Annotated in this window: 20 protein-coding genes; 3 read left to right on the forward strand and 17 right to left on the reverse strand. The window is 57.7% G+C overall.

Annotated features, from left to right (window positions below; all coding sequences use genetic code 11):
• Nucleotides 1-10: 10 nt before the first annotated feature.
• The 16 genes from HG800_RS23985 to proB form a co-directional block, all read right to left on the reverse strand.
• The gene (locus tag HG800_RS23985; protein ID WP_169980358.1) at nucleotides 11-1645 is read right to left on the reverse strand and encodes an NADH-quinone oxidoreductase subunit N; all 1635 of its coding nucleotides are present in this window, start codon (nucleotides 1643-1645) and stop codon (nucleotides 11-13) included.
• Complete coding sequence (locus HG800_RS23990; RefSeq protein WP_169980360.1) at nucleotides 1642-3351, reverse strand: complex I subunit 4 family protein; 1710 nt, start codon at nucleotides 3349-3351, stop codon at nucleotides 1642-1644. The genes HG800_RS23985 and HG800_RS23990 overlap by 4 nt, the downstream gene beginning before the upstream one ends.
• A gap of 70 nt (nucleotides 3352-3421) precedes the next feature.
• Nucleotides 3422-5692: an NADH-quinone oxidoreductase subunit L gene (gene nuoL / locus HG800_RS23995; RefSeq protein WP_169980362.1), complete on the reverse strand. Its 2271-nt coding sequence runs from the start codon at nucleotides 5690-5692 to the stop codon at nucleotides 3422-3424.
• Nucleotides 5685-6146, reverse strand: coding sequence for an NADH-quinone oxidoreductase subunit NuoK (nuoK, locus tag HG800_RS24000; RefSeq protein ID WP_169980364.1), 462 nt, complete (start codon nucleotides 6144-6146; stop codon nucleotides 5685-5687). Before nuoK ends, nuoL begins: the two co-directional genes overlap by 8 nt.
• A 58-nt stretch (nucleotides 6147-6204) precedes the next feature.
• Nucleotides 6205-7074, reverse strand: coding sequence for an NADH-quinone oxidoreductase subunit J family protein (locus HG800_RS24005; RefSeq protein ID WP_315852100.1), 870 nt, complete (start codon nucleotides 7072-7074; stop codon nucleotides 6205-6207).
• Nucleotides 7075-7077: 3 nt separating this feature from the next.
• Nucleotides 7078-7704 carry a NuoI/complex I 23 kDa subunit family protein gene (locus HG800_RS24010; protein WP_169980366.1) on the reverse strand — a complete coding sequence of 209 codons (627 nt, stop codon included), beginning with the start codon at nucleotides 7702-7704 and terminating at the stop codon, nucleotides 7078-7080.
• Between the two features lie 44 nt (nucleotides 7705-7748).
• Nucleotides 7749-8813 (reverse strand): NADH-quinone oxidoreductase subunit NuoH, encoded by a 1065-nt coding sequence (nuoH, locus tag HG800_RS24015; RefSeq protein ID WP_169980368.1) that lies wholly within the window; start codon nucleotides 8811-8813, stop codon nucleotides 7749-7751.
• A gap of 69 nt (nucleotides 8814-8882) precedes the next feature.
• Nucleotides 8883-10634: a molybdopterin-dependent oxidoreductase gene (locus HG800_RS24020; protein WP_169980370.1), complete on the reverse strand. Its 1752-nt coding sequence runs from the start codon at nucleotides 10632-10634 to the stop codon at nucleotides 8883-8885.
• A gap of 71 nt (nucleotides 10635-10705) precedes the next feature.
• Nucleotides 10706-12112 carry an NADH-quinone oxidoreductase subunit NuoF gene (gene nuoF / locus HG800_RS24025; RefSeq protein WP_169980373.1) on the reverse strand — a complete coding sequence of 469 codons (1407 nt, stop codon included), beginning with the start codon at nucleotides 12110-12112 and terminating at the stop codon, nucleotides 10706-10708.
• An 80-nt stretch (nucleotides 12113-12192) separates the two neighbouring features.
• Nucleotides 12193-12726: an NADH-quinone oxidoreductase subunit NuoE family protein gene (locus HG800_RS24030; RefSeq protein WP_169980375.1), complete on the reverse strand. Its 534-nt coding sequence runs from the start codon at nucleotides 12724-12726 to the stop codon at nucleotides 12193-12195.
• A gap of 65 nt (nucleotides 12727-12791) precedes the next feature.
• On the reverse strand, nucleotides 12792-14021 hold the full coding sequence (gene nuoD / locus HG800_RS24035) for an NADH dehydrogenase (quinone) subunit D (protein ID WP_169980377.1): 1230 nt from the start codon (nucleotides 14019-14021) through the stop codon (nucleotides 12792-12794).
• Nucleotides 14022-14143: 122 nt separating this feature from the next.
• Nucleotides 14144-14671, reverse strand: a complete 528-nt coding sequence (locus tag HG800_RS24040) for an NADH-quinone oxidoreductase subunit C (protein WP_206352428.1) — start codon at nucleotides 14669-14671, stop codon at nucleotides 14144-14146.
• Nucleotides 14672-14727: 56 nt separating this feature from the next.
• The gene (locus HG800_RS24045) at nucleotides 14728-15369 is read right to left on the reverse strand and encodes an NADH-quinone oxidoreductase subunit B (RefSeq protein ID WP_390622662.1); all 642 of its coding nucleotides are present in this window, start codon (nucleotides 15367-15369) and stop codon (nucleotides 14728-14730) included.
• A gap of 68 nt (nucleotides 15370-15437) precedes the next feature.
• Nucleotides 15438-15785, reverse strand: a complete 348-nt coding sequence (locus HG800_RS24050) for an NADH-quinone oxidoreductase subunit A (RefSeq protein ID WP_235963928.1) — start codon at nucleotides 15783-15785, stop codon at nucleotides 15438-15440.
• 318 nt (nucleotides 15786-16103) lie between these two features.
• A complete protein-coding gene (locus tag HG800_RS24055; RefSeq protein WP_169980383.1) occupies nucleotides 16104-16823 on the reverse strand; it encodes a hypothetical protein in 720 nt (239 codons plus the stop codon).
• Nucleotides 16824-16987: 164 nt separating this feature from the next.
• Nucleotides 16988-18145, reverse strand: coding sequence for a glutamate 5-kinase (gene proB / locus HG800_RS24060; protein WP_235963929.1), 1158 nt, complete (start codon nucleotides 18143-18145; stop codon nucleotides 16988-16990).
• Nucleotides 18146-18398: 253 nt separating this feature from the next.
• Between proB and HG800_RS24065 the strand changes: the two genes are divergently transcribed.
• Entirely contained in the window at nucleotides 18399-20015 is a 1617-nt protein-coding gene (locus HG800_RS24065) for an amidophosphoribosyltransferase (protein ID WP_169980385.1), read from the forward strand.
• 133 nt (nucleotides 20016-20148) lie between these two features.
• Here the strand turns inward: HG800_RS24065 and floA are convergent, their stop codons facing one another.
• Nucleotides 20149-21222, reverse strand: a complete 1074-nt coding sequence (floA, locus tag HG800_RS24070; protein WP_169980387.1) for a flotillin-like protein FloA — start codon at nucleotides 21220-21222, stop codon at nucleotides 20149-20151.
• Nucleotides 21223-21578: 356 nt separating this feature from the next.
• On the opposite strand from floA, the gene HG800_RS24075 reads away from it, so the two are divergent.
• Both HG800_RS24075 and HG800_RS24080 read left to right on the forward strand, forming a co-directional pair.
• Complete coding sequence (locus HG800_RS24075) at nucleotides 21579-22349, forward strand: PIG-L family deacetylase (protein ID WP_169980389.1); 771 nt, start codon at nucleotides 21579-21581, stop codon at nucleotides 22347-22349.
• 157 nt (nucleotides 22350-22506) lie between these two features.
• The gene (locus HG800_RS24080; RefSeq protein ID WP_169980392.1) at nucleotides 22507-23463 is read left to right on the forward strand and encodes a PP2C family protein-serine/threonine phosphatase; all 957 of its coding nucleotides are present in this window, start codon (nucleotides 22507-22509) and stop codon (nucleotides 23461-23463) included.
• The last annotated feature ends 32 nt before the right edge of the window (nucleotides 23464-23495 follow it).

Genomic DNA, 23495 nt, shown 5'->3' on the forward strand with positions numbered 1-23495 from the left:
GTTCGAGAGCTCAGCGATTTGTCATCCCCTCGAAGCGAGCGAGATTGTCAGTTACACTTTCGTCTGGGGATGCGTTGATTCGAGTCGGTGATGGTTGGTAGATGGCAGAAACTGCAGCCTGACGACTTGCCGTTTGCAAAGGCCAGGGAATGCAGCCAAGCACCAGACTCAACACCGCACAGGCACCAACTGCCGCCAGATTGGGCCAGGTGGGTCGAGATCGTTCCGTTGAGCTTGGGGTCTCAGCAGGGGAACCATAATACATGGCTGCGACGATTCGCAAGTAATAATAGGCACCCACGGCCGCATTGATGACACCGATCAACGCCAGAAGACGAAGCGAGGGGATCCCCTGGATCGGCTCTGTATTCCATGCGGAAACGAAGATAAAGAACTTGCCCCAGAATCCCGCAAGCGGTGGAACTCCGGCAAGGCTGAACAGACAGAGTGCCATGGCAAGAGCCAGAAGGGGTCGAGTGCGAGACAGACCGGAAAGGTCATCGATCGTCTCCGCTCGCTCACCAGCAGCTTCAAGAAGGAGGATCACCCCGAAGGCTCCCAGCGTCATCAACGCATAGGCGGCCAGGTAAAAGAGAATCCCTTCGGCCCCTGAATTAGCTCCGAGATTCGAAGGATCTTCGACCGTGGCAAACGCCGCCGCAATACCAATCATCAGATAACCGGCATGGGCAATCGAAGAATAGGCGAACAGGCGCTTGAGGTTGGTCTGGACCAAGGCAACCGTATTGCCGAGCACCAAGGTTGTCGCAGCGATGATCCATGCCAGGAATACCGCACGCTCCGCGAGCATTGGATCACCCACACTGACCACCGAGGTGAGGACGCGGAGCATCGCCACAAAGCCGATACCCTTGGGAATCCAGGCAAGCAGGGCGGTGATGATGGTGGGAGCCCCCTGATAAACGTCGGGAGCATAAAAGTGAAACGGTACTGCGGCGACCCGAAAGCCGAGCCCAGCGGTGATGAACACAACCGCAATGAGTCCGAACGTGACGTTTCCGGAGGTGATGATGCCGTCACCCTCATGCATCAGGAACGCCAACGCTTTGAGATTCGTGACGCCGGTCAACCCATAGAGATAGGCAAATCCGAAGAGCAGTAAGCCTGTTGAGAAGACACTCAAGAAAAAGTACTTCGTCGCAGCTTCTTGAGCCTGTCGATCACGCCTGGGCAAGTAGAGCAAGAGGTAGGTCGGGATCGAGATCAGTTCGAGTCCGACAAAGAGAAAGACCAGCTCATTCGCCGCACTCACCAGCATCGAACCCGCGATAATAAAGAGGATCGCGCCGAAAAACTCGGGGGCTCGATCATCTCCGATTTGGTTTGAACCGAGTGCAAGTAAAATCAGACCCGTTAGGAGAAAGGCTAGTCTCGAATAGAGGGAGAGGGCGTCATTCAGAGCGACCGCTCCGTAAACGAAGTCAGTCGTGTCAAACCGTGCAATTGCGAGCAGGGTTACGAGCGAAGCAACGATTGCTGCGCCTGAGAGTCCAGCCCAGAGAGACCGCCCCCATCGCACGAATGGACCTGCCACCATGATGGTCGCGGCGGAGATCGAGAGAACGATTTCCGGCAGCAAGATCAGGAGTGTCCGCGAGAGTGTTTCCGACTGATCGGGAGTCATTGGGCGATCACCTGCGCCGGTCCGGCGAGAAAGGCTCGAGGCGGCACTGTGTCGCGCTCGGCCGTGACGGTCTGTGTCGAATCAGCGGACCGAGCCACTCCCACCTCAGGGAAACGAGCGACAATTGGCTCGATCGAAGGAGTGATCCGGTCAAAGAACGGTTTGGGATAAACGCCAATCAATACGATGAGGATCAACAATGGTGCCAGCCCGGCGATTTCGTACCACTGCACCGGAGGAACCTGGGGCTGGTGAGAATGCCCGTGGCCGTGCTGCTCTGGCTCTCGAAGCGGACCGAAGACTACACGTTGAAGCATCACGAAGAGATAATAGGCGCCGAGAATGATCCCGAAGCCAGCGAACACCGCAGCGACGGGGAATCGGGCAAAGGTTCCGACGAGAATGGGAAACTCTCCGACGAACCCGTTCAGGCCCGGAACCGCAGCCGAACCGAGTGATGCGAGGATCAAGAAGAAGGCAAGCAAGGGCATCCGGTTCCAGACCCCGCCCATCTGGCTCATCTCTCTCGTGTGGTATCGCTCGTAGAGAATTCCAACACAAGCAAAGAGCGCCCCGGTGGTCAGACCGTGATTGATCATTTGAAGCACGGCACCATCGACACTCACCAAGGTCATCGAGAACAACCCCAGCGCGATGAAACCCATGTGGCTGACCGAGCTGTATGCAACGAGTCGTTTCACGTCAGACTGTGCCAGGGCAGTCAGTGCTCCATAGAGAATCCCGATGACAGCGATTGTGACCAACATGGGGGCGAGGGCAGAGGCTCCCATCGGTGTCATGGCCAGATTGAAACGGAGGAAACCGTAACCGCCAACCTTAAGCAAAACACCCGCGAGCAAGACGGAACCCGCCGTGGGAGCTTCGACGTGAGCCAGTGGCAGCCACGTGTGGAAGGGAAAAAGGGGAACCTTGATGGCAAACCCGGCAAATAGAAGTAAGAAAATCAGAACCTGGGGTTGGAGCAAGAACGTTCCATACCCGTCCGGTCCGACAATCGTTCGGGTGTTGTTCCAATCATCCCAGGGAAGATTCGCCAACCCGGAAGTCAACTCAGGGATGGAGAAAGTCAAAACGTGCTCAGGTGTGTATTTGTAATGAACGACAATCAGTGCAATCACACCGAGCAAGGTCAACAAACTTCCAGCCAGCGTGTACAAGAAAAAGGTGATGGATGCACGTTTTCGTTCCGGTCCACCGAAAAGCCCCACAAGGAAGAACAAGGGGATCAGGGTGAACTCGAAGAAGATGTAGAACAAAACAACATCCAGGCTGGCGAACAGCCCAAGAAGCCCGGTTTCGAGGAATAGGAGCAGTGCGTAATATGTGGGAGAACGATCTACGATGGAGGACCAGGACGAGAAGACCGCTGTAATCATCAGCAACGCGGTGAGGGTAAACAGAGAAAGCCCCAGTCCGTCGAGCCCCATCGCAAACCGGATACCCGACCCGTCTCCGAGGGAAACCCAGGGAAGACCATAATGCCCCTCGCTCGATTGTGTTGAGAACTGAGGGTCTGCTGAGCCGACCTGAAACGCGAAGGTCAGGATGAGCGAGAGGGCGAGCGTGATCAGGGTCGTCACCAGGGCACCCGATCGGGCGACGGTATGGTCAAGCCTGGGCGCGAGTAGCAGCACGAGCCCCCCAAGGAGAGGGAGCAAGACCGTGATTACCAGGAGGGTTGCCATCTCGGATTCCTTCTCACCTCGGATCAATGCGGAGTGCTTGGATCGGATCAAACGAACAGTGTTTGAGGCATCAGCCGACGAACATCAAAAGTATCAGGAGTGCGGCGATCCCCATGGCGGTGACAATCGCATAGGACTGAACCAATCCATTTTGGAGTGGCCGAAGGGCGTCCTGGCCGATGAGTCGAGGCACAAAGGCCACAAACTTCACCAGACCATCAATGACGTAGACATCGAAATATCGACTGATGGTTGCAAGCAGTCTCGTGGGCGCGACGACCAACATGGCATATGCTTCGTCCACATAAAACTTGTTCCACGAAGCATTGGCCAGTGGCCGGATGGAGCTCGAAATTTTGCCAGGGAGCTCGGAAGGTCGAGCATACATGATGATGCTCAGACCGAGACCGATCAGGGCAGCCAACGTTCCTGTGATTGCAGTTGCCCAGTCAAATTTATGCTTGTCATGCTCAAGCAGATCGAATGTCGGGGTTGCCTCAACGTGGTGAGCAAACCAGTGAGTGGTCGGGCCGAAGATGACCCCGACAAGGACGGCACACACGGCAAGAATCATGAGCGGAACAATCATGATGGGCGGTGATTCATGTCCGAAATGTGAGTCGTGACCGTGATGAGGATCCGCACCGTGATGATGACCGTCCTGAGAAACCGGTTCGTGAGAGGAACCCCCGGAAGGATGATGCGTCGTGCCACTGGTTTCAGGACTGCCGTGAGCATGAGGCTCAGTTCGATGAGCACCCATCGCAGATTCGTAGCGAGCGAGTTCAGGAGACTCCGGGGCGGGAGTATCAACGCCAAAGGCTGCTCCACCCGATATGGAAGGTGCATCGTGAGAAGAAAGGGAGGCTGAATGCGGATCGTTGGGGCTGGGCAATTTCTCCGGCCCCCAAAAGGTCATGAAGAAGGCTCGGCCGGTATAGAAAGCAGTCAACAGTGCCGTGAATGTGGCAACCCAGTAGATTCCGAGATAGAGGTTGGCATACTTGACACTCTCATCATGAGACGCAGCACTCAGTGCGGCCAGGATCTCATCCTTGCTCCAGAACCCGGCAAGCGGGAACAGACCACAAAGGGCCAGCGCTCCGATCGCAAAGGTCCAGCAGGTGTAAGGGAGTCGATGGCGAAGCCCACTAAACTGTCTCATGTCGATCACACCGCCCATCGCGTGCATGACCGAACCGGATCCGAGGAAGAGCAAGGCCTTGAAGAACGCGTGCGTGAAGAGGTGGAATACCGCTGCAATCACGGCAAACTGAGCGATATGGCCCACTGCGGCTCCTAAACCCATGAACATAAAGCCGAGCTGACTCACCGTCGAGTAGGCCAGAACACGCTTCAAATCCGTTTGGGTCAGAGCGATCAAGGCGGCGAGAAGTGCAGTTGCACAACCGATGATCGATACGACCACCTGGAGACCGGGTTCCGCGGCAAGCAACAGACTTGATCGAGCCAGCAGATAAACACCTGCCGTGACCATTGTTGCCGCATGGATGAGGGCCGAAACAGGGGTCGGACCTTCCATCGCGTCGGGGAGCCAGACATAAAGCGGAATCTGAGCGCTCTTGGCCGTGGCCGCCCAGAACAGTAGGAGCACAACCCAGAACAGCGCCGACTGTCCAAGAAAGAGCGGAGTGGAGGCAAGCAGATTCCGGGTTTCCAGACTCAGGATGTTCGAATAGCTGAGGTCATGGTTCGGCGCGTAGGTCCAGAGAAGAAACAGGGCGATTGCGAATCCAAGGTCGCCAATCCGGTTGACGAGAAAGGCTTTCTTGGCCGCCTCAGCGGCTTCGGGTTTTGCATACCAGAAACCAATCAGCAAATAACTGCACACCCCAACACCTTCCCAAAAGGCGTATGTGAGCAGAAAATTGCTTGAGAGAACGAGCCCCGTCATCGAAAAGACGAAGAGGCCGAACACGAAAAAGAACCGAGGATAACCCGGATCTCCTGCCATGTAACCTGCGGCAAAGATGGCGACAAGTGACGCAACGAATGTCACCATCCCGAGCATCATGGTCGTAAGACCATCCACTCGGAACTCGATCGGAACCATCAAGGAAGCGTCTCGGAGATTGACCTTAGAGGCTTGGTCTGAATCGATCGACTGATCAATGTTGATCCAGGTGTAGACCTGGGTGACTTCAGACCCATCGGTTCCCAGAAGGATCGTGAGACTGAGCAGGAACGAAAGGGCGATTCCAGCGATGACTGGCAGGTGGTTCCAGCCCTGCAGTCGCCGGCCGCCGACGAAGGCGATGAGCCCGCCCAGAAGGGGCAATAGCGGGATCAGCCAGACGTTGCGGATCAGCGACTCAACCACGACGTTGCTCCCAAGGCTGGCGAGGGTGCGGCGGTTCCACGCCGGACGGTGTCAGGTTCGGATAACTTTCTGGACCAGGCAGGGGGACGTAAGGCTCGGCCTTGTCCGTCTCCAACGATTCGGGCAAGCCGGACTCTCGGAGGCCTTGCCAAAGCGAGATATCGAGTGAGCGATTTCGGTTGAAGAGAACCAAAATCAGGGCGAGGGCCAAGGCGGCTTCACTGGCGGCAACGGTAAGCATCACAATCGTGAAGACCTGCCCTGTCCAGTTCCCGTGGAATCGGCTGAACGCGACAAGGGTCAAGGCGGTGCCCTGGAGCATCATTTCGGCTGAGAGAAACATGACAATCAGGTTTCTTCGGGAAAGAAACCCGAGCATGCCCAGCGACATCAGCACGGCGCCGATGATCAGGTAGTTCGAGAGCTGATCAAAAGAAAATGCGTAGTCCGGCATGGATCAATGGGCCTCACTCGGTTTCTCTCGCTCCGTGAAAATCGAACCAGCTCACGCGTTAGGCAGTTCCGGCAGGGGCTGTCGGGGCATCGGGGGTTGGGTTACCGGAGCGATCGGGGCGAACCGGGGTTCGTGGTGTTGCGATCGCAACGGCACCAATCAGTGCGATGAAGAGAAGCAGGCCAATCACCTCTACGGTCAACAAATGATCAGAGAAAAGCGTGCCGCCTAGCCCAGCCACGTGGGGGGGGCGCTGGCCGAACTCAACGGGCTCGGGAAGTCGGGCAGTTTCCCGAACTGCGGTGGAAGCTACCAGCGCCACGGGATGAGTAGACGGATCCTGCGCGATCAGCTCATTGACCGAAACTAGGGGTGAGGGCGTCTCGGGAGTCACACCGGATCCTGTGGCGATGATTGAAGCGATTAACGCTCCAAGGAGCAAGAGACTTGTGAAGGAGGACGCCAACGGACGACGAGCACTTCGATCGTAAATTGCTTGACCGTGGGATTGAGCAAGCATCAAGACGAACAAGAACGTCACGATGATTGCCCCGGCATAGACAATGACCGTTCCTGCTGCCAGAAACTGTGCTCCCGCGAGCAAAAAAAGCCCCGAACTTGCAAGCACCACGGTTGCAAACCAGAGTGCCGAATAGACGGGGTCGCGAGCGGTGATCATCAAGACTGCGCCGATGAATGAGAGCAGGCTGAACGCATAGAAAAACAAGGTCGGAAGGAGTGGACCCGGTGGAGTCAGGAGCGGCATGATGAGGAGGAGGGCGATCCCAGCCAGGAGCGCTCCCACAGAGGTGATCCGTGTTGTTCTCGAACCGCCGTGACGGTGAGGCAACAGGAGCCACAAGCCAGCCCAGCCGAGTACGACGATCGCCAGGATCCAGCCAAAGTCCCGAGTGTCGAGCAGCGTCACGGATCAGCTCCTGGGGGGGATGCCAGCGGAGGAGGAAGGTCGAGGGCCAGGACCCTCGGGTTCGAGCGGCGAGGTGGGCAAGGCAAGGGTGGCCGGTGGATTACCCGATTGCATCGGCTCAGCGTCCTTGGTCATATCAAAGACTGAGAGAAGCTTGGTCTTGTCGTAGATCATCTCTTCACGGCTGAGGCCGGTCAGGTCGTACAACCCAGTCAGTTCGATGGCATCGACAGGACAGGCTTCCTCGCACATACCGCAATAGATACAACGGAGCTCATCGATCACGAAACTCTCGGGGTATTTCTCACGGTCTTCCCACTCGGGAGGGGCTGTGGCTCCGACAATATCGATACAATGGGCGGGGCAAGCGGTAGCGCAGAGCATGCAGGCAACACACTTAACGCGCCCTTGCTCATCCTTGTTTAAGCGGTGGACGCCACGATAATTCGCCGAGGGAACGTGCTGTTCCTCAGGGTACTGGACGGTAATGGCCTTGCCACCAACCGCCGCGCCGAGGATGTGACGGCCAGTCACAACAAGTCCGCCGAGAATCTGAGGAAGATAGGTTTTCTCAAACAGTGTGAGCTTCGGGGGCTCAAGACGCTTGAGGTTCGGGTCGTCCAGTTTCACGAGAGTCCTCCGGGAGTGAATGAATTCGGGAGTGTCCGCTGCGCTCAGCCGATACCCCGGAAGAGTTGAAGCAAGATCATGGTGACGATGAGATTGAGCAAGGCCAAGGGAATCAGTGCCTTCCAGGCAAGGTTCATAAGTTGATCGTATCGGAATCGCGGCAAGGTCCAGCGAATCCACATGATGAAGACGACCATGAGGAAGACCTTGAAGAAGAGGACGCCGACCTTGATGACCGCCGAAATCCAACCGTTCGAGCCCAGGTCAAAGAACAGGGGATCCCAACCTCCTAGAAAAAGGATGGACATCAGGAAGCTGACGGTGATCACATGCAGGTATTCGCCAAGAAAGAACATGCCGAATTTCATCGCCGAATATTCGGTGTGAAAACCACCAACAAGTTCCTGCTCGGCCTCGGCAAGGTCGAAAGGTAGGCGATTCGTCTCGGCAAAGGCACTAATCAGGAAGATGAGGCAGCCAAGAGGTTGGACCAAAATGCCCCAGGCAGGGATGAATCCCAAGCCATTCTGCTCTTGCCAGGCCATGATCTCGCCCAGGTCGAGAGAGCGAGCCATCATGATCATCCCGAGCACGGAAAGACCAAGCGGGATTTCATAACTGATAATTTGAGCACTGTTCCGCAAACCGCCGAGGAAGGAGTACTTGTTGTTCGAGGCCCAGCCCCCGAGGATCACGGCGTAGACTGCAAGACTACCGATCGCAAAGACATAGAGAATCCCGATGTCAACGTTTGGAGCAATCTGAAATTCGATCGCGTGCCCACTCACCGTGGGAGCATCAGTTCCGACCGGGCCAAATGGCACGACTGCGAACCCGATCGTGGCGGCAACGATGGCGATCGCCGGAGCGAGGATATAGAGCGGTCGATTCACGTACCCGGGGATCACATCCTCTTTCAGCAACATCTTCGCGCCATCCGCGAGCGGCTGAAGCAGACCGAACGGACCAGCCCGGTTCGGGCCGACGCGGTCTTGTGCCCAGGCTGCGATCTTGCGTTCAAGCATAATCATGTACGCCACGGCACCCTGGAAAATGCCAACAATCAGAACGATCTTCACCAGGATGACAAGAAACTGCCAGGTCGCCATAGCCCGATTCTTCCTTCGATTGGCATCACGGATGGAAAGTCAATGCATCGCGTCACGTGTGACGGTCGATCATCGAGCCAGGGTGACCTTACCTCGAGGAGCATGCCAGGGGTCAACATAAAACGCCATGCCTGGAATGGGAGTCTCCTCCTCATCGAGAAGGAGCCCGAATTCAGGGAACTGACCTTCGAGCCGGTTCACGGCCTCGAAACCGGGGACCTTGCTGGCCAATTCAGCCAGAACGTCGCCGGAGGAGACCGGACCACCGCCAGGACGTTCCATCAAAATCGCCAGGAGATCAAGATCAGGCAAGCTGCCGTCACGAGGCGGTAGTGACGCAGACGCATATTGCAAGCGACCTGATGAGTTGACATAGCAGCCAGCTTTTTCGGCAAAGGTCGCCGACGAAAGAATCACATCCGCAAGGCCTGCAAGATCAGTCGGCCATACGTCTTGAACCACCAGGAACTTGGCCGCCTCCCTCAAGGCGATCATTTCCGGGCCTTCGTACACCGGGTCATGACCGCCTCCGGTGATGAACAGTGCGTCGAGCGGTTGAGTGCCCAACTCGACGCGGAACTGTTGAAACGTCTTCACCGAACCCTGGAAATGGGTCAGGATGCGTTCCACACCGTTCCGATTCGGGCACTTTTCGGCATGAATGGTGAAGGGACGAGGAACCACAAAGGAGGTGTCTCCCGTACGCCCGGCTCGCTGATCGGGAGTGAATACCACATTCTCTCCCACAACCGAGTAAGGTCCGAGCACCAGTTGAGCCGATGGATTCAGACCCTTGACGTAAGAGCAAAGGAGATAGGATTCCTCGACGGTTAAGAAGGGGGAAACCACGGCGGCGATCCGGCCCCCTTGAGTCGCAATCTCCTTCAATCGCGTTCGAGCTGTATCGAGTGCGCGGTCCACCGGCGCTTCCTGCAAACTTGCCCCCTCGCGGACAAACATTCCCGGCAGGAGATTGGGATCGTTGGCCGACTTATAACTGTACCGACCCTCGTCACAGATCCAGTAATCGTTGACCTTCGGGTTAAATCTCGCCCTCAAGCGCCAGATTTTCCCGCGGTTCTCCTCAGCGGTGATGTTACAACCGGTAGAGCAACGAGTGCAGACCGATTTATGTTGGTCATTGAACCAGAACCGCTGCCTGTGGAGGAAATCCTTGTCGAGCAGGGCTCCGACCGGGCAAAGGTCGACCACGTTCCCGGCGAGCGGATTGTCAAGCGGGCGATCGGGGAAGGTGGTGATCTCCGCGTGATTGCCGCGACGCTCAACCTGGAGCTCGTTGGTCCCGGTGATCTCTCGGGTGAACCGGACACAACGGGTGCACATAATGCACCGGTCCATGTTCAGCTGAATCTGATCCGAAACGTCCTTGCGAGGATTGATGGTCCGCTCTTCCACAAACCGGTGGACCGACTGACCATGCTTGAAACTGTAATCTTGCAACCCGCACTGCCCTGCCTGGTCACAGACGGGGCAGTCAAGCGGGTGGTTGATCAGGAGATATTCCATGATCATCGACTGATGCGCCTGTACTTCAGGGCTATCGGTGACGATCACGGTCCCATCTTTCGCCGGCGTCTGGCAACCGGGGACCATTTTGGGGATCATCTTGATCTCCCCGGTCTTCGGATCCTTCGCGCCGACCTGGATCTCACACATCCGACAATTGGCCACGACGGAGAGGGCGGGATGCCAACAGTAGTACGGGATCTCGATCCCGAACCGCTGTGCCGCCTGAATGGCGTTCAGCCGCTCGCCCTCGGGCAGCGTGTACTCCGTACCGTTGATGATGATGGTGGCCATCGAAGGTCCTGGGCGTCTGGGAACCGTGCAGAGCGTGAGCGGTCAAATCAGGGAAGAATCGGAGTCGGCGATCAAGCCCCGGGCGACAAACGAGGACTATTCGCAGGGGCTTCCACCAAGGCCAGCGGCACAGGAGAACCAGAGCCAAGCCGAGAAGGCAACGCACCCTGGTAAATCGCCTCCTGAAGCGAAGTCGGTCTCGCATCAGGATGTTGATGCGTACGGATGTACGCTTCAAGTTCGGGCCGGAACTTGGCAAGGGCATTCTTGATCGGCCAGGCAGCTCCATCGGCGAGACCACAGATGGTCGTGCCAGGAGTCAGACCCATGTTGTTTGCCAGTTGACCCATCACCTCGAGATCTTCGAGGCGACCACCACCGGCCTTGATGCGCTTCATGGTCTTGTAGAACCATGTCGTTCCCTCACGGCACGGTGTGCATTGCCCACAGCTTTCGTGAGCAAAGAAACGACAGGTATTGTAGAGCACGTCCATAATGGGCGTATGGTCATCAACGACGGTCACTGCGGCAGTGCCGAGGCCGAGGCAGCCGGTTTTCCGGATCTCCTCAAAATCGAGCGGAACATCCAGTTCGTCCGCACTCAACAGCCCCATGCTGATGCCCCCAGGGACTGCAGCCTTGGCCTTTCGACCTTTCCAGACCCCTCCGCCGTGTTCCTCGATCAGCTGGCGAGTCGTCACGCCGAGGGGAAGTTCCACGCAGACCTGCTTGTTGACATGGCCGGAAATCGTATACAGCTTCGGCCCGTAGCTTTTTGGAGTGCCGATTGACTTGAACCAATCAACCCCTCGCTCGACAATATGAGGAACGCAGCAGAGGGTTTCGATGTTGTTCACCACGGTCGGCTTGCGAAACGCGCCCTCAACCGCCGGAAACGGGGGCTTGATCCGAGGCCATCCCCGCTTTCCTTCAAGACTTTCGATCAAGCCCGTTTCTTCACCGCAGATGTACGCTCCAGCGCCTCGGTGAACGTAAATCTCCAGATCAAAGCCCGATCCGAAGATGTTCTTGCCGAGATAACCAGCCTTCTTCGCCTCCGCGATTGCCTTCTCCATGATTCGAGTGGCGGTGATGTATTCGAAGCGATTGTAGAGGTAAGCGGTGCTCGCCTTGGTGGCAAAGCAGGAGATGATGATCCCCTCGATCATCTGGTGTGGGTCACGCTCCAACAAGTACCGGTTGTTGAACGTCGCCGGCTCGCTCTCATCGCCATTGACGCACATGAACGTCTGCTGGCGGTCTTTGGGGAGAAACGTCCATTTCAGACCAGTTGGGAACCCTGCGCCGCCTCGTCCCCGCAACTCGGAATCCTTGACGAGTTGCACCACCTCATCCGGGGACATGGAGGTCAAGGCCTTGCGAGCGGCCTTGTAACCGCCGCGAGACTCATAGACCTCGAGCGATTGACTGTTCTCAATCTCGAAGTTTCGCGTCAAGACGGGTTCGAAGGATGCCACGGTCGTCACGCTCCCAGATCGTTCGTTTATGGGCGGCCAGTTGAGTGTCGCGAAAGGTCTTTCTGGAACCGACGAGTCGATCAACCCTCGGGTGCAGGAGCACGGGAAGGGTCCCGCACATCCTGAATCATCTCGGCAACCTTCGCTTCGTCGAGTGGTCCGTAAATGCGTCCGTCATCGCACAGTGCGGCCGGGGCATGATCGCAAATCCCAAGGCACTCGGCAAACTCAACAGTCAAGGCCCCGTCCGGGGTCGTTTGCCCAGGACCCTCGACACCCGCCGCCTGACAGGCGACCCCAAGCAATTCGTCTCCCCCCCGGAGCATGCATGAGATGGACCGGCAAAGCCAGAGGCGTTTTTCGCCGATCGGTGCCTGGGGGAAAAAGCCGTAGAAGCTCATCGTGTCATGAACATCTGCCGGTTGAAGATCGAGAATCTCGGCGATCTCTTCCATCGCCCGATAAGGGACACATCGGAGATGCTCGTGGACGATATGCAACGCGGGGAGCGTGACCGCCCGCTTATCGGGATACCGAGGGATGTAGGCGCGGATTTTCTCCCGGATCGACTCGTTGAGCAACGGTGCGGTGCTGGGACTCTCGGCAGCGGGCATCGGCGACTTGGTCCTTCTTCAACGAGGGCGAAGGGCGGAGCGTTGAGTACGATTCCGAAGATTCCTCAGCGATCCAGTTCCGCGGCGATGATACTCAGACTTCCCAGGACCGCGACGACGTCGGCGATCAAGTGATCTTTAATCAGATGCGGGAAGACGGCAAAGTGAATGAACGACGGCGGGCGGGTTCGGGTCCGCCAGGCCACCTGAGAACCATCGGCGACGAGATAGTACCCAAGTTCGCCGTTGGGACTCTCAACAGCGGCATACACTTCATCGCGAGGGCTGTCCGGCCCTCGGTTGGGCATGATCAGCTCAAAATGCTGGATCAACCCTTCCATGCTGTTGTAAGCGGTTCCTTTATCGGGCAAAGGAAACTTCTCAGAAATCGGCACATTGGCCGGCCCGCTGGGCAAGTTTTTCACTGCCTGACGAATGATCTCAAGGCTCTGAACCATTTCTTCCATGCGGACCTGGAAGCGAGCGTAGCAATCCCCTTCCGTGGCGTAAGGCACCTGGAACGTGAAGTCCGGGTAGGCAAGATACGGCTCGTCCTTACGAAGGTCGTACGTTACCCCGCTTGCCCGGGCGATCGGCCCGCTGCACGAGAGGTTAATCGCCATCTCCTTGGTCAAAACGCCTACGCCTCGCATCCGATCAAGAAAGATTCGGTTGCGGAAGAGAAGTTTTTCCATGTCCTTGAGCACCTTGGGAGTCTGTTGCAAGACTCGCTCAATGCGCTGAAGAACCTTGTCGTCGAAGTCATAAAGGACACCACCAACGCGCGTGTAACCCGGATGGAATCGATAGCCCGACATCTGCTCGTAGACGTCGTAAATCATCTCGCGAAGGTTGAACGCGAACAGAAACGCCGTGAAAGCACCGAGGTCGAGGGCAGCAGCCCCGGTGCAAAGCAGGTGGTCGCTGATCCGGGAAAGTTCGCCGATGATCACGCGGATGTACTTGCAACGCGGCGTCAGTTCAATATCAAGCAGTTTCTCGACCGCGTGATGCCAGGCCACCTCGTTCATCGGTGGGCTGATGTAGTTCTTGCGGTCGGCAACGGTCACATACTGATTGAACGTCAGATGCTCGCCGAGTTTCTCGAAGCCCGAGTGTAAATAGCCAATGTGAGGCGTCGCCTTGACAATCCGCTCGCCATCGAGCTCAAGCACGAGACGCAGTGTCGTATGAGTGGCCGGGTGTTGTGGGCCGAAGTTGAGCGTCCAGTGATATTCGTGCTCGCCCGTCCCGACGTTCATGTCGAGGTCGTCTTCGAGCAAATTAACCGGCATTGCTGGACCTCGCGGCTAGGGTAGGAAGCTGGACGGTGCCGGGATCGAAACGCCCGGAAAAGGAATGATTCGGAAACGCGAATCGCTTCGAACGATGTCACAGGTTGCCGTTCTGGCGAAGCTCAGGACTGATCTCGGGTGATCTTCGGGAAGTTGTGTCGCTCACCCCGACCGCGAAGCGGATAATCTTTCCGCAACGGGTAGGAGGTAAACTCATCGGGCATCAGGATGCGACGAAGGTCGGGATGACCATCGAATCGGATCCCGTACATGTCGAAGACTTCACGCTCCATCCAATTCGCCCCTCCCCAGAGCGGCATGACCGAAGGGAGCGTGGGATCCGGGTCATCGACACCTACCTTGATGATGATGCGATCCGAGGTTTCCTGCTTCAGCAAGACGTAGTGAACCTCGAACCGGGAACCCTCCTGGCGATCGGGGTACCCGAGATAGTCGATCCCTCCCAGTTCGGAAAGGAACGTGTAACCGGCGTTGTCCTTCAGGAACGAAAGCACCTCGAAGAGGGCCGAGCGATCGACGAGCACCCGGAGATTGTCTCGAAAGGTCGACGAGCGGATCAAGGACCCGCCGAATCGCTCGGTCAACTGGTCGACAATCGGATGCGAGGTCATCGAGGTCGCTTCGCTCATGAACGGCTCCGAAGATTCAACTCATGGTGCTCAGTGTCGGTCGAGCAAGCGGAAGGTTAGCGGGTTTCGTCAATCCCAAGCAAGGCATCGCCACCGGGAGATCTGTAGCCGAAACGTCCCTCATCGCCTCGCTCGGGAGCGGTGGCAAGGCCAGCAGGAAGATTTCGCTTCTCAGCAAGCATCTTTTCTCGTTCAGCCAGTTCTGGAAGGCCGGTGCCAAAGACCGAACCGCCCGCCTGAATCTTGGCCTGCATGTCCATCAAGGCCCTCAGAATTTGCTCTGGCCGAGGTGGGCAACCAGGGATGTAGACATCGATCGGGATAAAGCGGTCGACCCCTTGCACGACTGCATAGGTGTCGAAAATCCCTCCCGTGCTGGCGCAGGCCCCCATGCTGATCGACCACTTTGGCTCGGGCATCTGCAGCCAGATACGCTGCAAGACCGGAAGCATCTTCATGGCCACCCGGCCGGCAACGATGAGCAGGTCGCACTGACGAGGACTGAACCGCATGACCTCAGCGCCGAAGCGAGAGATATCAAAACGGCTGGCACCGACGGCCATCAATTCGATTCCGCAGCAGGCGGTGGCAAACGGCATGGGCCAGAGGCTGTATTTCCTCGCAGCGCTGACGACCGAGTCGACAGTCGTCATAATGACATTTTCAGGGACCTCAATTCCGCCCTTGGTGGCCGGCATGGCCGCGGCAGGACGATTCGTCAGAACCGGGCGGGATGAAGCCGGAACGGAGCCGCCGTTATTCTGGGTCATCGCCATTCGTAAACCCCCTTCTTCCAGGTGTAGGCGAATCCGGCGACCAGAATTCCGAGGAACGCCAGTACGCCGAAGAAGGCCATTGTCCTTAATTCCAGCGGCACGCCGTACGACGCCCCGAGGGCGGTCGAGGTTTCGTCACGGTGCCACTGGCCAACAGCCCAGGGGTAGAGGAGAAGCAGTTCCACGTCGAAGATGAGGAACTCGATCGCCACGAGATAGTATCGAATATCGAACCGTTGCCGAGCATCGCCAATCGGGTCCATCCCCGACTCGTAGGGCATCTGCTTGACCCGGTTTGAGGGGGTCTTGCGGCGACCGGGGCTCAACAAATAGCTCATGGAGAGCATTCCTACGGCCACGGAAATCCCAACGAGGATCAGCAGAAAGATCGGTGTGAATTCCAGGCCCACTCGTCCACTCCCAGTCGCTTCGGGTGTCTGTTGAGTCGAGGTGACTGCGGCCCGATTGTGAACAGTTTCACAAGAGGTTCGAAAAAAAAGCTCGGTCAAGCCATCTCTCGGATGCTGATCCGAGCGACGCGACCGAACAATTCGACAAGCCGAGGTCAGAAACGTTCGGAGAATCTCCGCAACGTTCCTCAACGCTCGGCATGATTGTAAGGTTCGAGATGCGCCCGTCAAGACGCCAGCGGCCGCTCAGTTTGAGTCGGGGCGAACGATTCCCACCGAGACTGCCTGACGGTTGATGACTCTCGACCACTGGGCGAGGTCTTCGTAGGAGCGAACGGTCCGTGGTAAGCCTTCCGCAGTGCCACCATCGGTCTGGCCGGGAATTCGGGACTGGGCCGCGTCTCGGTCGGTTCGAGGAGCCCTTGAGTCTCGACGAGCGGAGGGGGACATGCCGAGGCTGATCCGACGGCTGAGGTCCTCAAACTGCTTTCGGAGTTCTGCCTTCCGCTCGGGATCGGTTTCCCGCATGGCCTGGAAATACAGTTCCTGCCGAGCCTCTTGCATCCGGGCGAACTGTTCGTCGGCTTCGGCATTGGGTCGATAGACCCGACCGAATTCCGCGTCGTAACGGCGGTAAACGTCGTTCGAGGGTGAGAGGAGATCGAAGTCTGCACTTCGGAACCGTGACGGAGGGGGAGCCGAGTACGTTGGGTTGGTAAACGAGGCGTCCCAGGGAACCCCAATTCCAGGCACACTCCCCATTCCGGGAGGAGTCACCACTCGGGTCCTGCCGGGTCCAAATTGGGTGGCCATGGGAATGGTCGAGGAGCGGAAAGACGCTCGGTACGGATCGAAGGGATCGCCGTTGAATTGTGCCTGGACCGAGGGAGCAATGACGAACACCGCCACCAGCAAGACTCCTCCTGCGGAAAACGTTCCTGTGCACGCTCGATGGGGGCCTCGCATGGCGATGATCCTCGGATTGAATGCCAGCATTAGGGAGTTGAGTGGGTGACGTCGCTCCGTCGCAGACCCTCAACGTGTGATCCGTCTTCGCGCACACCAAGAATTTTAGCATTGAGGGTCCAGGGGTGTCAGCGAATTCCCGAGATTGTTGCCGTGAGATGTGGTTATCCGAGCACAACCAGATTATCCCGATGGATAACTTCATCGTAATCCACACGTCCTCGGAGTTCTTGAATCTGATCGGTACGTAGGCCCTGGATCCCTTGGGTTTCTTCGAGGGAATAATTGCAGAGTCCTCGGGCAAATTCGTGCCCCTGAAGGTCCCGGATTCCGACCACATCTCCTTTCCGAAATTGTCCTTCGAGACCGACGATCCCAATCGCCAGGAGACTACTCCGACCTGATTCGAGGGCCAGCCGAGCGCCGTCATCGACAATGAGGAAGCCCCTCGGACGGGCGGTTAGACCAATCCATCGGCGTCGGGCCTGCTGGGTCGCTCCAGAAGCAGGGATAAGGGTGCCGATCGGGCGACCATAGAGCACTTGATGGATCGCGTCAGAACGCAAACCGGAGGTGATGATCACCGATCCACCGGCTCGGGCCACCAGCCGGGCGGCTTCCAGCTTGCTCCTCATTCCTCCAGAACCGAGAAGGCTTCGTCCGGGTCCCACATGTTCCTGAATGGCTTGATCAAGATCATGAATCACTCGGATCGGCTCGTTCCCACTCCCCGAGGTCACAGTTGCGGCCTGAGAAGGGTCGCACCGCAGAAGCCCATCCACCACGCTCAAAATGACAAGCAAGGGCGCAGAGAGCAGATTGGTCACCAGGGCGGCGAGATAATCGTTATCTCCGAACCGGATCTCATCGACGCTGACCGTGTCGTTCTCATTGATGATCGGGATCGATCCGTATTCGAAGAGGGTGAGCAGGGTATTTCGGACATTCAGGTAACGAGCGCGGTCGTCGAAGTCCGAACGAGTCAAGAGGAGTTGCGCTGCGCTGAAGCCATGCTTTCGGAAAGCCTCGTCATACGCCCGAATCAAGTGCGCCTGCCCTGAGGCTGCAGCCGCCTGAAGGTGGCGAAGGTCGGTCGGCCGTCTTGCGAGCCCGAGGCGACCGATTCCGGCTCCAACGGCTCCCGAACTGACGAGGGCTACACGTTTTCCAGACTGGACGACCTCGGCAATCTGATCCGAGAGATTGGCAATGCGACGTTCATCCAGCGTCCCATTGGGCGCCGCGAGCACACTGGTCCCGACCTTGAGGACCCAGATTGGTGACGAGTGTGCGAGGTCTTCCCGGACCAGGTCCCGCTCCATCCTCATCTCTCCGTCTGGAGCAAGCCGAAGCAAGAAGACGATCCGGCACGATTCGCCGAGTCCAGGCGTCTCCCGCAATTGAGTCTCTCCAGGTGCCCGATTATAATGAAGTTTGCTTCAAGGCCCAGGGCACTCGAAGTCGATGCAATCGTTCTCTTCGATGAGAAGGCAACTGGTTGCTCGCCGGATCTCTCGAACGGCCTATCGCAGGGCTCTCCCCCCCCACCGTAAGACCGGTAGGACCTTCGCGACCATGGGTGAACTTCATCACGAATGCGGCGTGGCTGCCATTGCCCATCTCGACCACGAACACGGCCCACCAGTCGCGCAAACTCCTCGATCACCGGAACACACGGCTCGCCTGATTCCTCGGATGCTGCTCGACATGCAGAATCGGGGACAGCTTGCCGCCGGGATGACCAGTTATCATCCTCGTCGCGACGCGATTCTGGAGACATACAAACAACTCGGCACGGTCGCCGAAGCATTTCGACTCAACCATCGCGCCAAGTTTGAATCAATCATGCGAGGCATGGACGGACCTGCGGCCATTGGCCATGTCCGTTATGCCACTTGCGGCGGAGATCAGCGGAGTCTGGCGCAGCCCTTCGAGCGGGCTCACGGGCGCAAGTCCAAATGGTTTGCCGTGGCCTTCAATGGTCAGCTCACGAATTTCAAGGAATTGAAGGAGGAGCTGCTCGCTCAGGGAGACTATCACCTGAAGCGAGACACGGATACCGAAATCTTGATGCATTCGATCAGCTACGAGTTGCAAAACGAAGGGCCTGAGATCGACTGGGTTGGCGTGTTTACCCGCCTCTCCAAGCGATTCGACGGCGCTTATAACATCGTCTTGCTCTCCGCGACCGGTCAACTCATCGTGGCTCGCGATCCGCTGGGTCTTCGGCCTTTATGTGTGGCCCGCGAGGGCTCGCTCTTTGCGGCGGCAAGCGAGAGCGTGCCCCTCTCGAATCTCGGGTTTACCCGGATCGAGTCCCTCCCCCCGGGGCATCTTGCCGTCGTCGATCGCCACTCCGTTCGGGTCGCGAAATTTGCCGCAACGCCGAGGCGCGCTCACTGCTTCTTCGAGTGGATTTACTTCGCCAACGTCGCCAGCACACTCGACGACTGCTCGGTGTATCTCAGCCGAGCCCGACTCGGCCGCGAACTGGCACGACTGGAAGACGTGCCTCGTGATGCCGAAACCATCGTGGTTCCCGTGCCCGACACGGCCAAAGGGGCCGCCGACGCGATGGGCTTTGAGCTGAACTTACCCTCGGTCGAGGGCTTGATGCGCAATCGTTATCTCGGCCGTACCTTCATCGAAGGAACCGCTGATCGGGAGGCCAAGGTCAGGCTGAAATACACCCCCCTGCCCGAGGTCCTTTCCGGCAAGCGGGTGCTCCTCGTCGAGGACAGCATTGTCCGATCGACGACCATGCGAGCGCTCGTTCATGAGATTCGTCGCCGAGGGGGAGCTCGTGAAATTCATTTGCGAGTCGCTTGCCCTCCGATCATTGCTCCCTGCTTCTACGGCATCGACATGTCCACGAGGGACGAACTGATCGCACCGCAGTATGCCGACCTCCCGGATGGCGGGCTTTCCGAAGAGGCCCAAAATCGTCTGGCCCAGGAACTCGGCGCTGATAGCCTGCGCTATCTTCCGGTCGATGCCATTGCCCGCTCCATTGGCCTCTCGCCGAACCACCTCTGCCTGGCCTGCGTCACTGGGCGCTATCCCACGCCGGCCGGCCAGCAACTCTATGATCTCGAACTCGAAGGGTCTGCCTGCCATCAAAATGGAGCGGGGGGCATTCGAGCCTATGAGACTCCTCGTCGAGTCGAGGGCTCCATTCCTGGCGAACCGTGAGCAGTCCGGCGATCCATTCAGGTTGTCGACCACGAAATGGTGTGCCCGATCACTCGTCCTCGAGTGATCGGGAAGTCGGGGGCTGACGTTCCTGGAAAGACGATCGGCCCCCAGCGCTCCGATTGATCTTCGTTCAGTCGGCCGATCCTGAGTCAAGCGTCCGGCGAGCGTTGGTCCCGGTACCGGCGATGGCTGCACGCATCTCGGTATCGGCCTGAACATTCTTCAGCGAGTAGTAATCGCCGATGCCCAGTTGCCCTCTACGGAAGGCCTCGGCAATCCCCTTGGGCACCTCGGCCTCTGCGGCGACGACCTTAGCCCGATTTTCCTGGACGGCAGCAAGATTCTCTTGCTCTAGCGCGATGGCGGCGGCGCGTCGTTCCTCTGCCTTGGCGCGAGCGACGCGCATGTCCGCTTCTGCCTGATCGGCTTGCAATCGAGCACCGATGTTGTCACCGACGTCGATATCGGCAATATCGATTGAGAGGATCTCGAAGGCTGTGCCCGCGTCTAGCCCCTTCTCCAGCACTCGCTTGGAAATCATATCCGGATTTTCGAGCACGGTCTTGTGTGTCTCGGCCGAGCCGATGGTGGTGACGATCCCCTCTCCCACTCGGGCGATGATCGTTTCCTCGGTGGCACCACCCACCAGGCGGTCGATGTTCGTCCGGACCGTGACACGAGCCTTGGTCTTGAGCTGGATTCCATCCTTGGCGACCGCGTCGACGGTCTGCCTGCCCTTGGCGGGATCAGGGCAGTCGATCACCTTTGGATTGACGCTGGTCTGAATCGCCTCAAGCACGTTTCTTCCGGCCAGATCGATCGCGGCGGCACGCTTGTAGGTCAACGGGATATCGGCCCGCTGCGCGGCGATTAAGGCTCGGATGACATTCATGACATTCCCACCGGCAAGATAATGCGCCTCGAGGTTCTGTCGTGTCACCCCGTCGCGGTCGGTCACCCCTGCCTGAACGGCCATGATCTTCGAGCGAACGATGATGTTGGGATTGACCTTTCGAAACGTCATCCCGATCAATTCGATCAGCCCGATGTTGGCGTTGGTCGTTTTGGACTGGATCCAGAGGTTGAAGTACTTGGCAAACAGGATGAAGGCAAACAAACTGATGATCGAGACAAACAAGACAAGAAACACGAGCAGGACGAAGGTATTGTTCCCATCCTGCTGAGCAATCAAGAGAGCGAACATCGGCGACTTCCTGAGGTTGAGCCCTGGTTGGGACGACCCGACAGCATTGAGAAGACTCTCGCTATAGGGTGTGGACAAATCCCCCATATTTTCAAGATCCTTCTGACCGTCTCACCGAGAACACTATCTACACGTGCACCTTACGATCGACGCAACATTCCGTTCATCAATTGAAGGCCAGATGATGCAGTCACCGGATGCGAGGCAATGTCCCTACCTCCCAAAATCGTGACCTGGATTGGAACGTCCCTGGTCAGCAATCAAGCCGTAATGGCATTCAGTTATTGACCTTACGATCGATACAGGCTAGACTTCACTCAAAGAGCTAGGCCATTCGCCAGAATCGGATAGATGCCATGGTCGAGTCGGATGACCTCCCGTTGGACCTGATTGCCGTCGGGGCTCATCCCGACGATCTTGAAATTGCCTGTGGAGGGACCCTAGCGCGACTCTCCGATCTGGGCTATCGTGTCGGGATGGTTGATCTGACGGATGGGGAACCGACACCCGGTTCTGCCGGCCCTGACATTCGGGCTCGTGAGGCGCAGCGAGCGGCGAAAATTCTGGGCGTCTCGGTTCGGGTCAGCTTGAACCTTCCCAACCGTCGGCTCTTTGATGGATTTGAGCATCGGATCGCCCTGGCAAAAGTGTTTCGACGATACCGGCCTCGGGTGGTACTCGGGTTCGGAGGCAAGACAGTTCTCGCCTCACCCGACCACTATCAGGCCATGCTCATGACCGATGCGGCAGTTTTCTATAGTCGCTTGTCGAAATGGGACGAATATTTCGAAGGTCTGCCGCCGCATACAATCGCCAATCAACTCAGTTTTCCCATTGCCTTGCATCGCCTGGATGCCCCGGATTCTTCCGGGTACATTGTGGCGGATATCGGCGACACCCTCGACCGGAAGCTTGACGCAATCAAGGCGTACGAAACTCAGTTTCCCCCCTCGAAAGCGCGGCTCTTTCAAACCGTCGAAATGATGAATCGCTATTTTGGTTTGACGGCGGGGTTCGAGGCCGGTGAATTGTTCATGCACTATCGATCATTCGGCGTGGAGGATCTGATGCGATGGGCGGCCCCTGCTCCGGCTGAGCATGGAACGAGTCATCGCTCAGGATCATGATCGATCGAAGGCTGGACTGATCGTTGCTGCGTGTTTCTCTCTCGCCTTTCCCTCGCCGCGAGTTCGCAAAGGGAATCCGGTGTCCTTGAAGAACTGGCTGAAGCGACTCTGGCAACCCAACTCCACCCGTGGGCTCTCCTCAACCTCGGGAACTCGCGTGGGAAGTTCCCGAGGCCTCGACCCCTCTGGAACACCACGTCGGCTTCGTCTGCGGATTGGTGTCGTCACCACGACCGGGAATGTTCGCGAACACAACGAAGACAACTTCTATGTTCCCGGGTATGGCACCCTTGCCTCGTGGCCGAAGGGCCTGGATTCAAGTGTCGAAATCGTCCTTCAGCCCGCGGACTCGGAGAGTTCCATTACTCTCGACAATGGGAATGCCCGAACAGGCCAGCACGGCATGACTCGCTCGGACCTTGCAGGCCCGTTCATCGTGGCAGACGGCATGGGAGGGCAACTTGCAGGCGAGCAGGCCAGTCGGATCGCGGTGGAGTTGATCCCCAAGGAACTCTTCTCGAGATGTGATGGTCAGAGTGATCAGGAAGCAATTCGCCAGGCAATCGCCGCGGCAAACCGCGAGATCATTGCTCAGGCTCATGTGGTTCCTGAATGTTCGAACATGGGAACAACGGTCGTTCTTGCTGTCTTCCGGCCTGGACGAGCCCTGGTAACTGGGATTGGTGACTCGCGAGCCTATCGGCTTCGGGGGAAAGCGCTTGATCGGTTGACCCGGGATCACGACCTCGCCTCAGCCCTCATCTCGGCGGGAACCATCCGTCCGGAGGAAGCTCGAAACCACCAGTTTCGTCACGTGCTCTACCTTTATCTTGGAAGTCCCGAGGCTCGAGACGGTCCGGAAGATATCCGGGTTGATGACCTTCTTCCCGGGGATCGTTTTCTTCTGGCCTCCGATGGATTAACGGGCGTCGTGACCGACGAAACGCTGGCCGACATGCTCGGACGGCAGGATGACCCGCACGCGATTGCTCAGCAGATGGTCCGAACAGCCTTGCACAACGAGTCTCGTGATAATGTTACTTGCATGGTCATCACCGTCGAGGCCTTGATCGACGAGACCCAGCAGCAGCCGACCGCCGAGCACGCTGGCTGACCGGACACGTTCGACGCGATTGTGTTGCCCGA

The organism is Tautonia rosea (assembly GCF_012958305.1).
Lineage (GTDB): Bacteria > Planctomycetota > Planctomycetia > Isosphaerales > Isosphaeraceae > Tautonia > Tautonia rosea.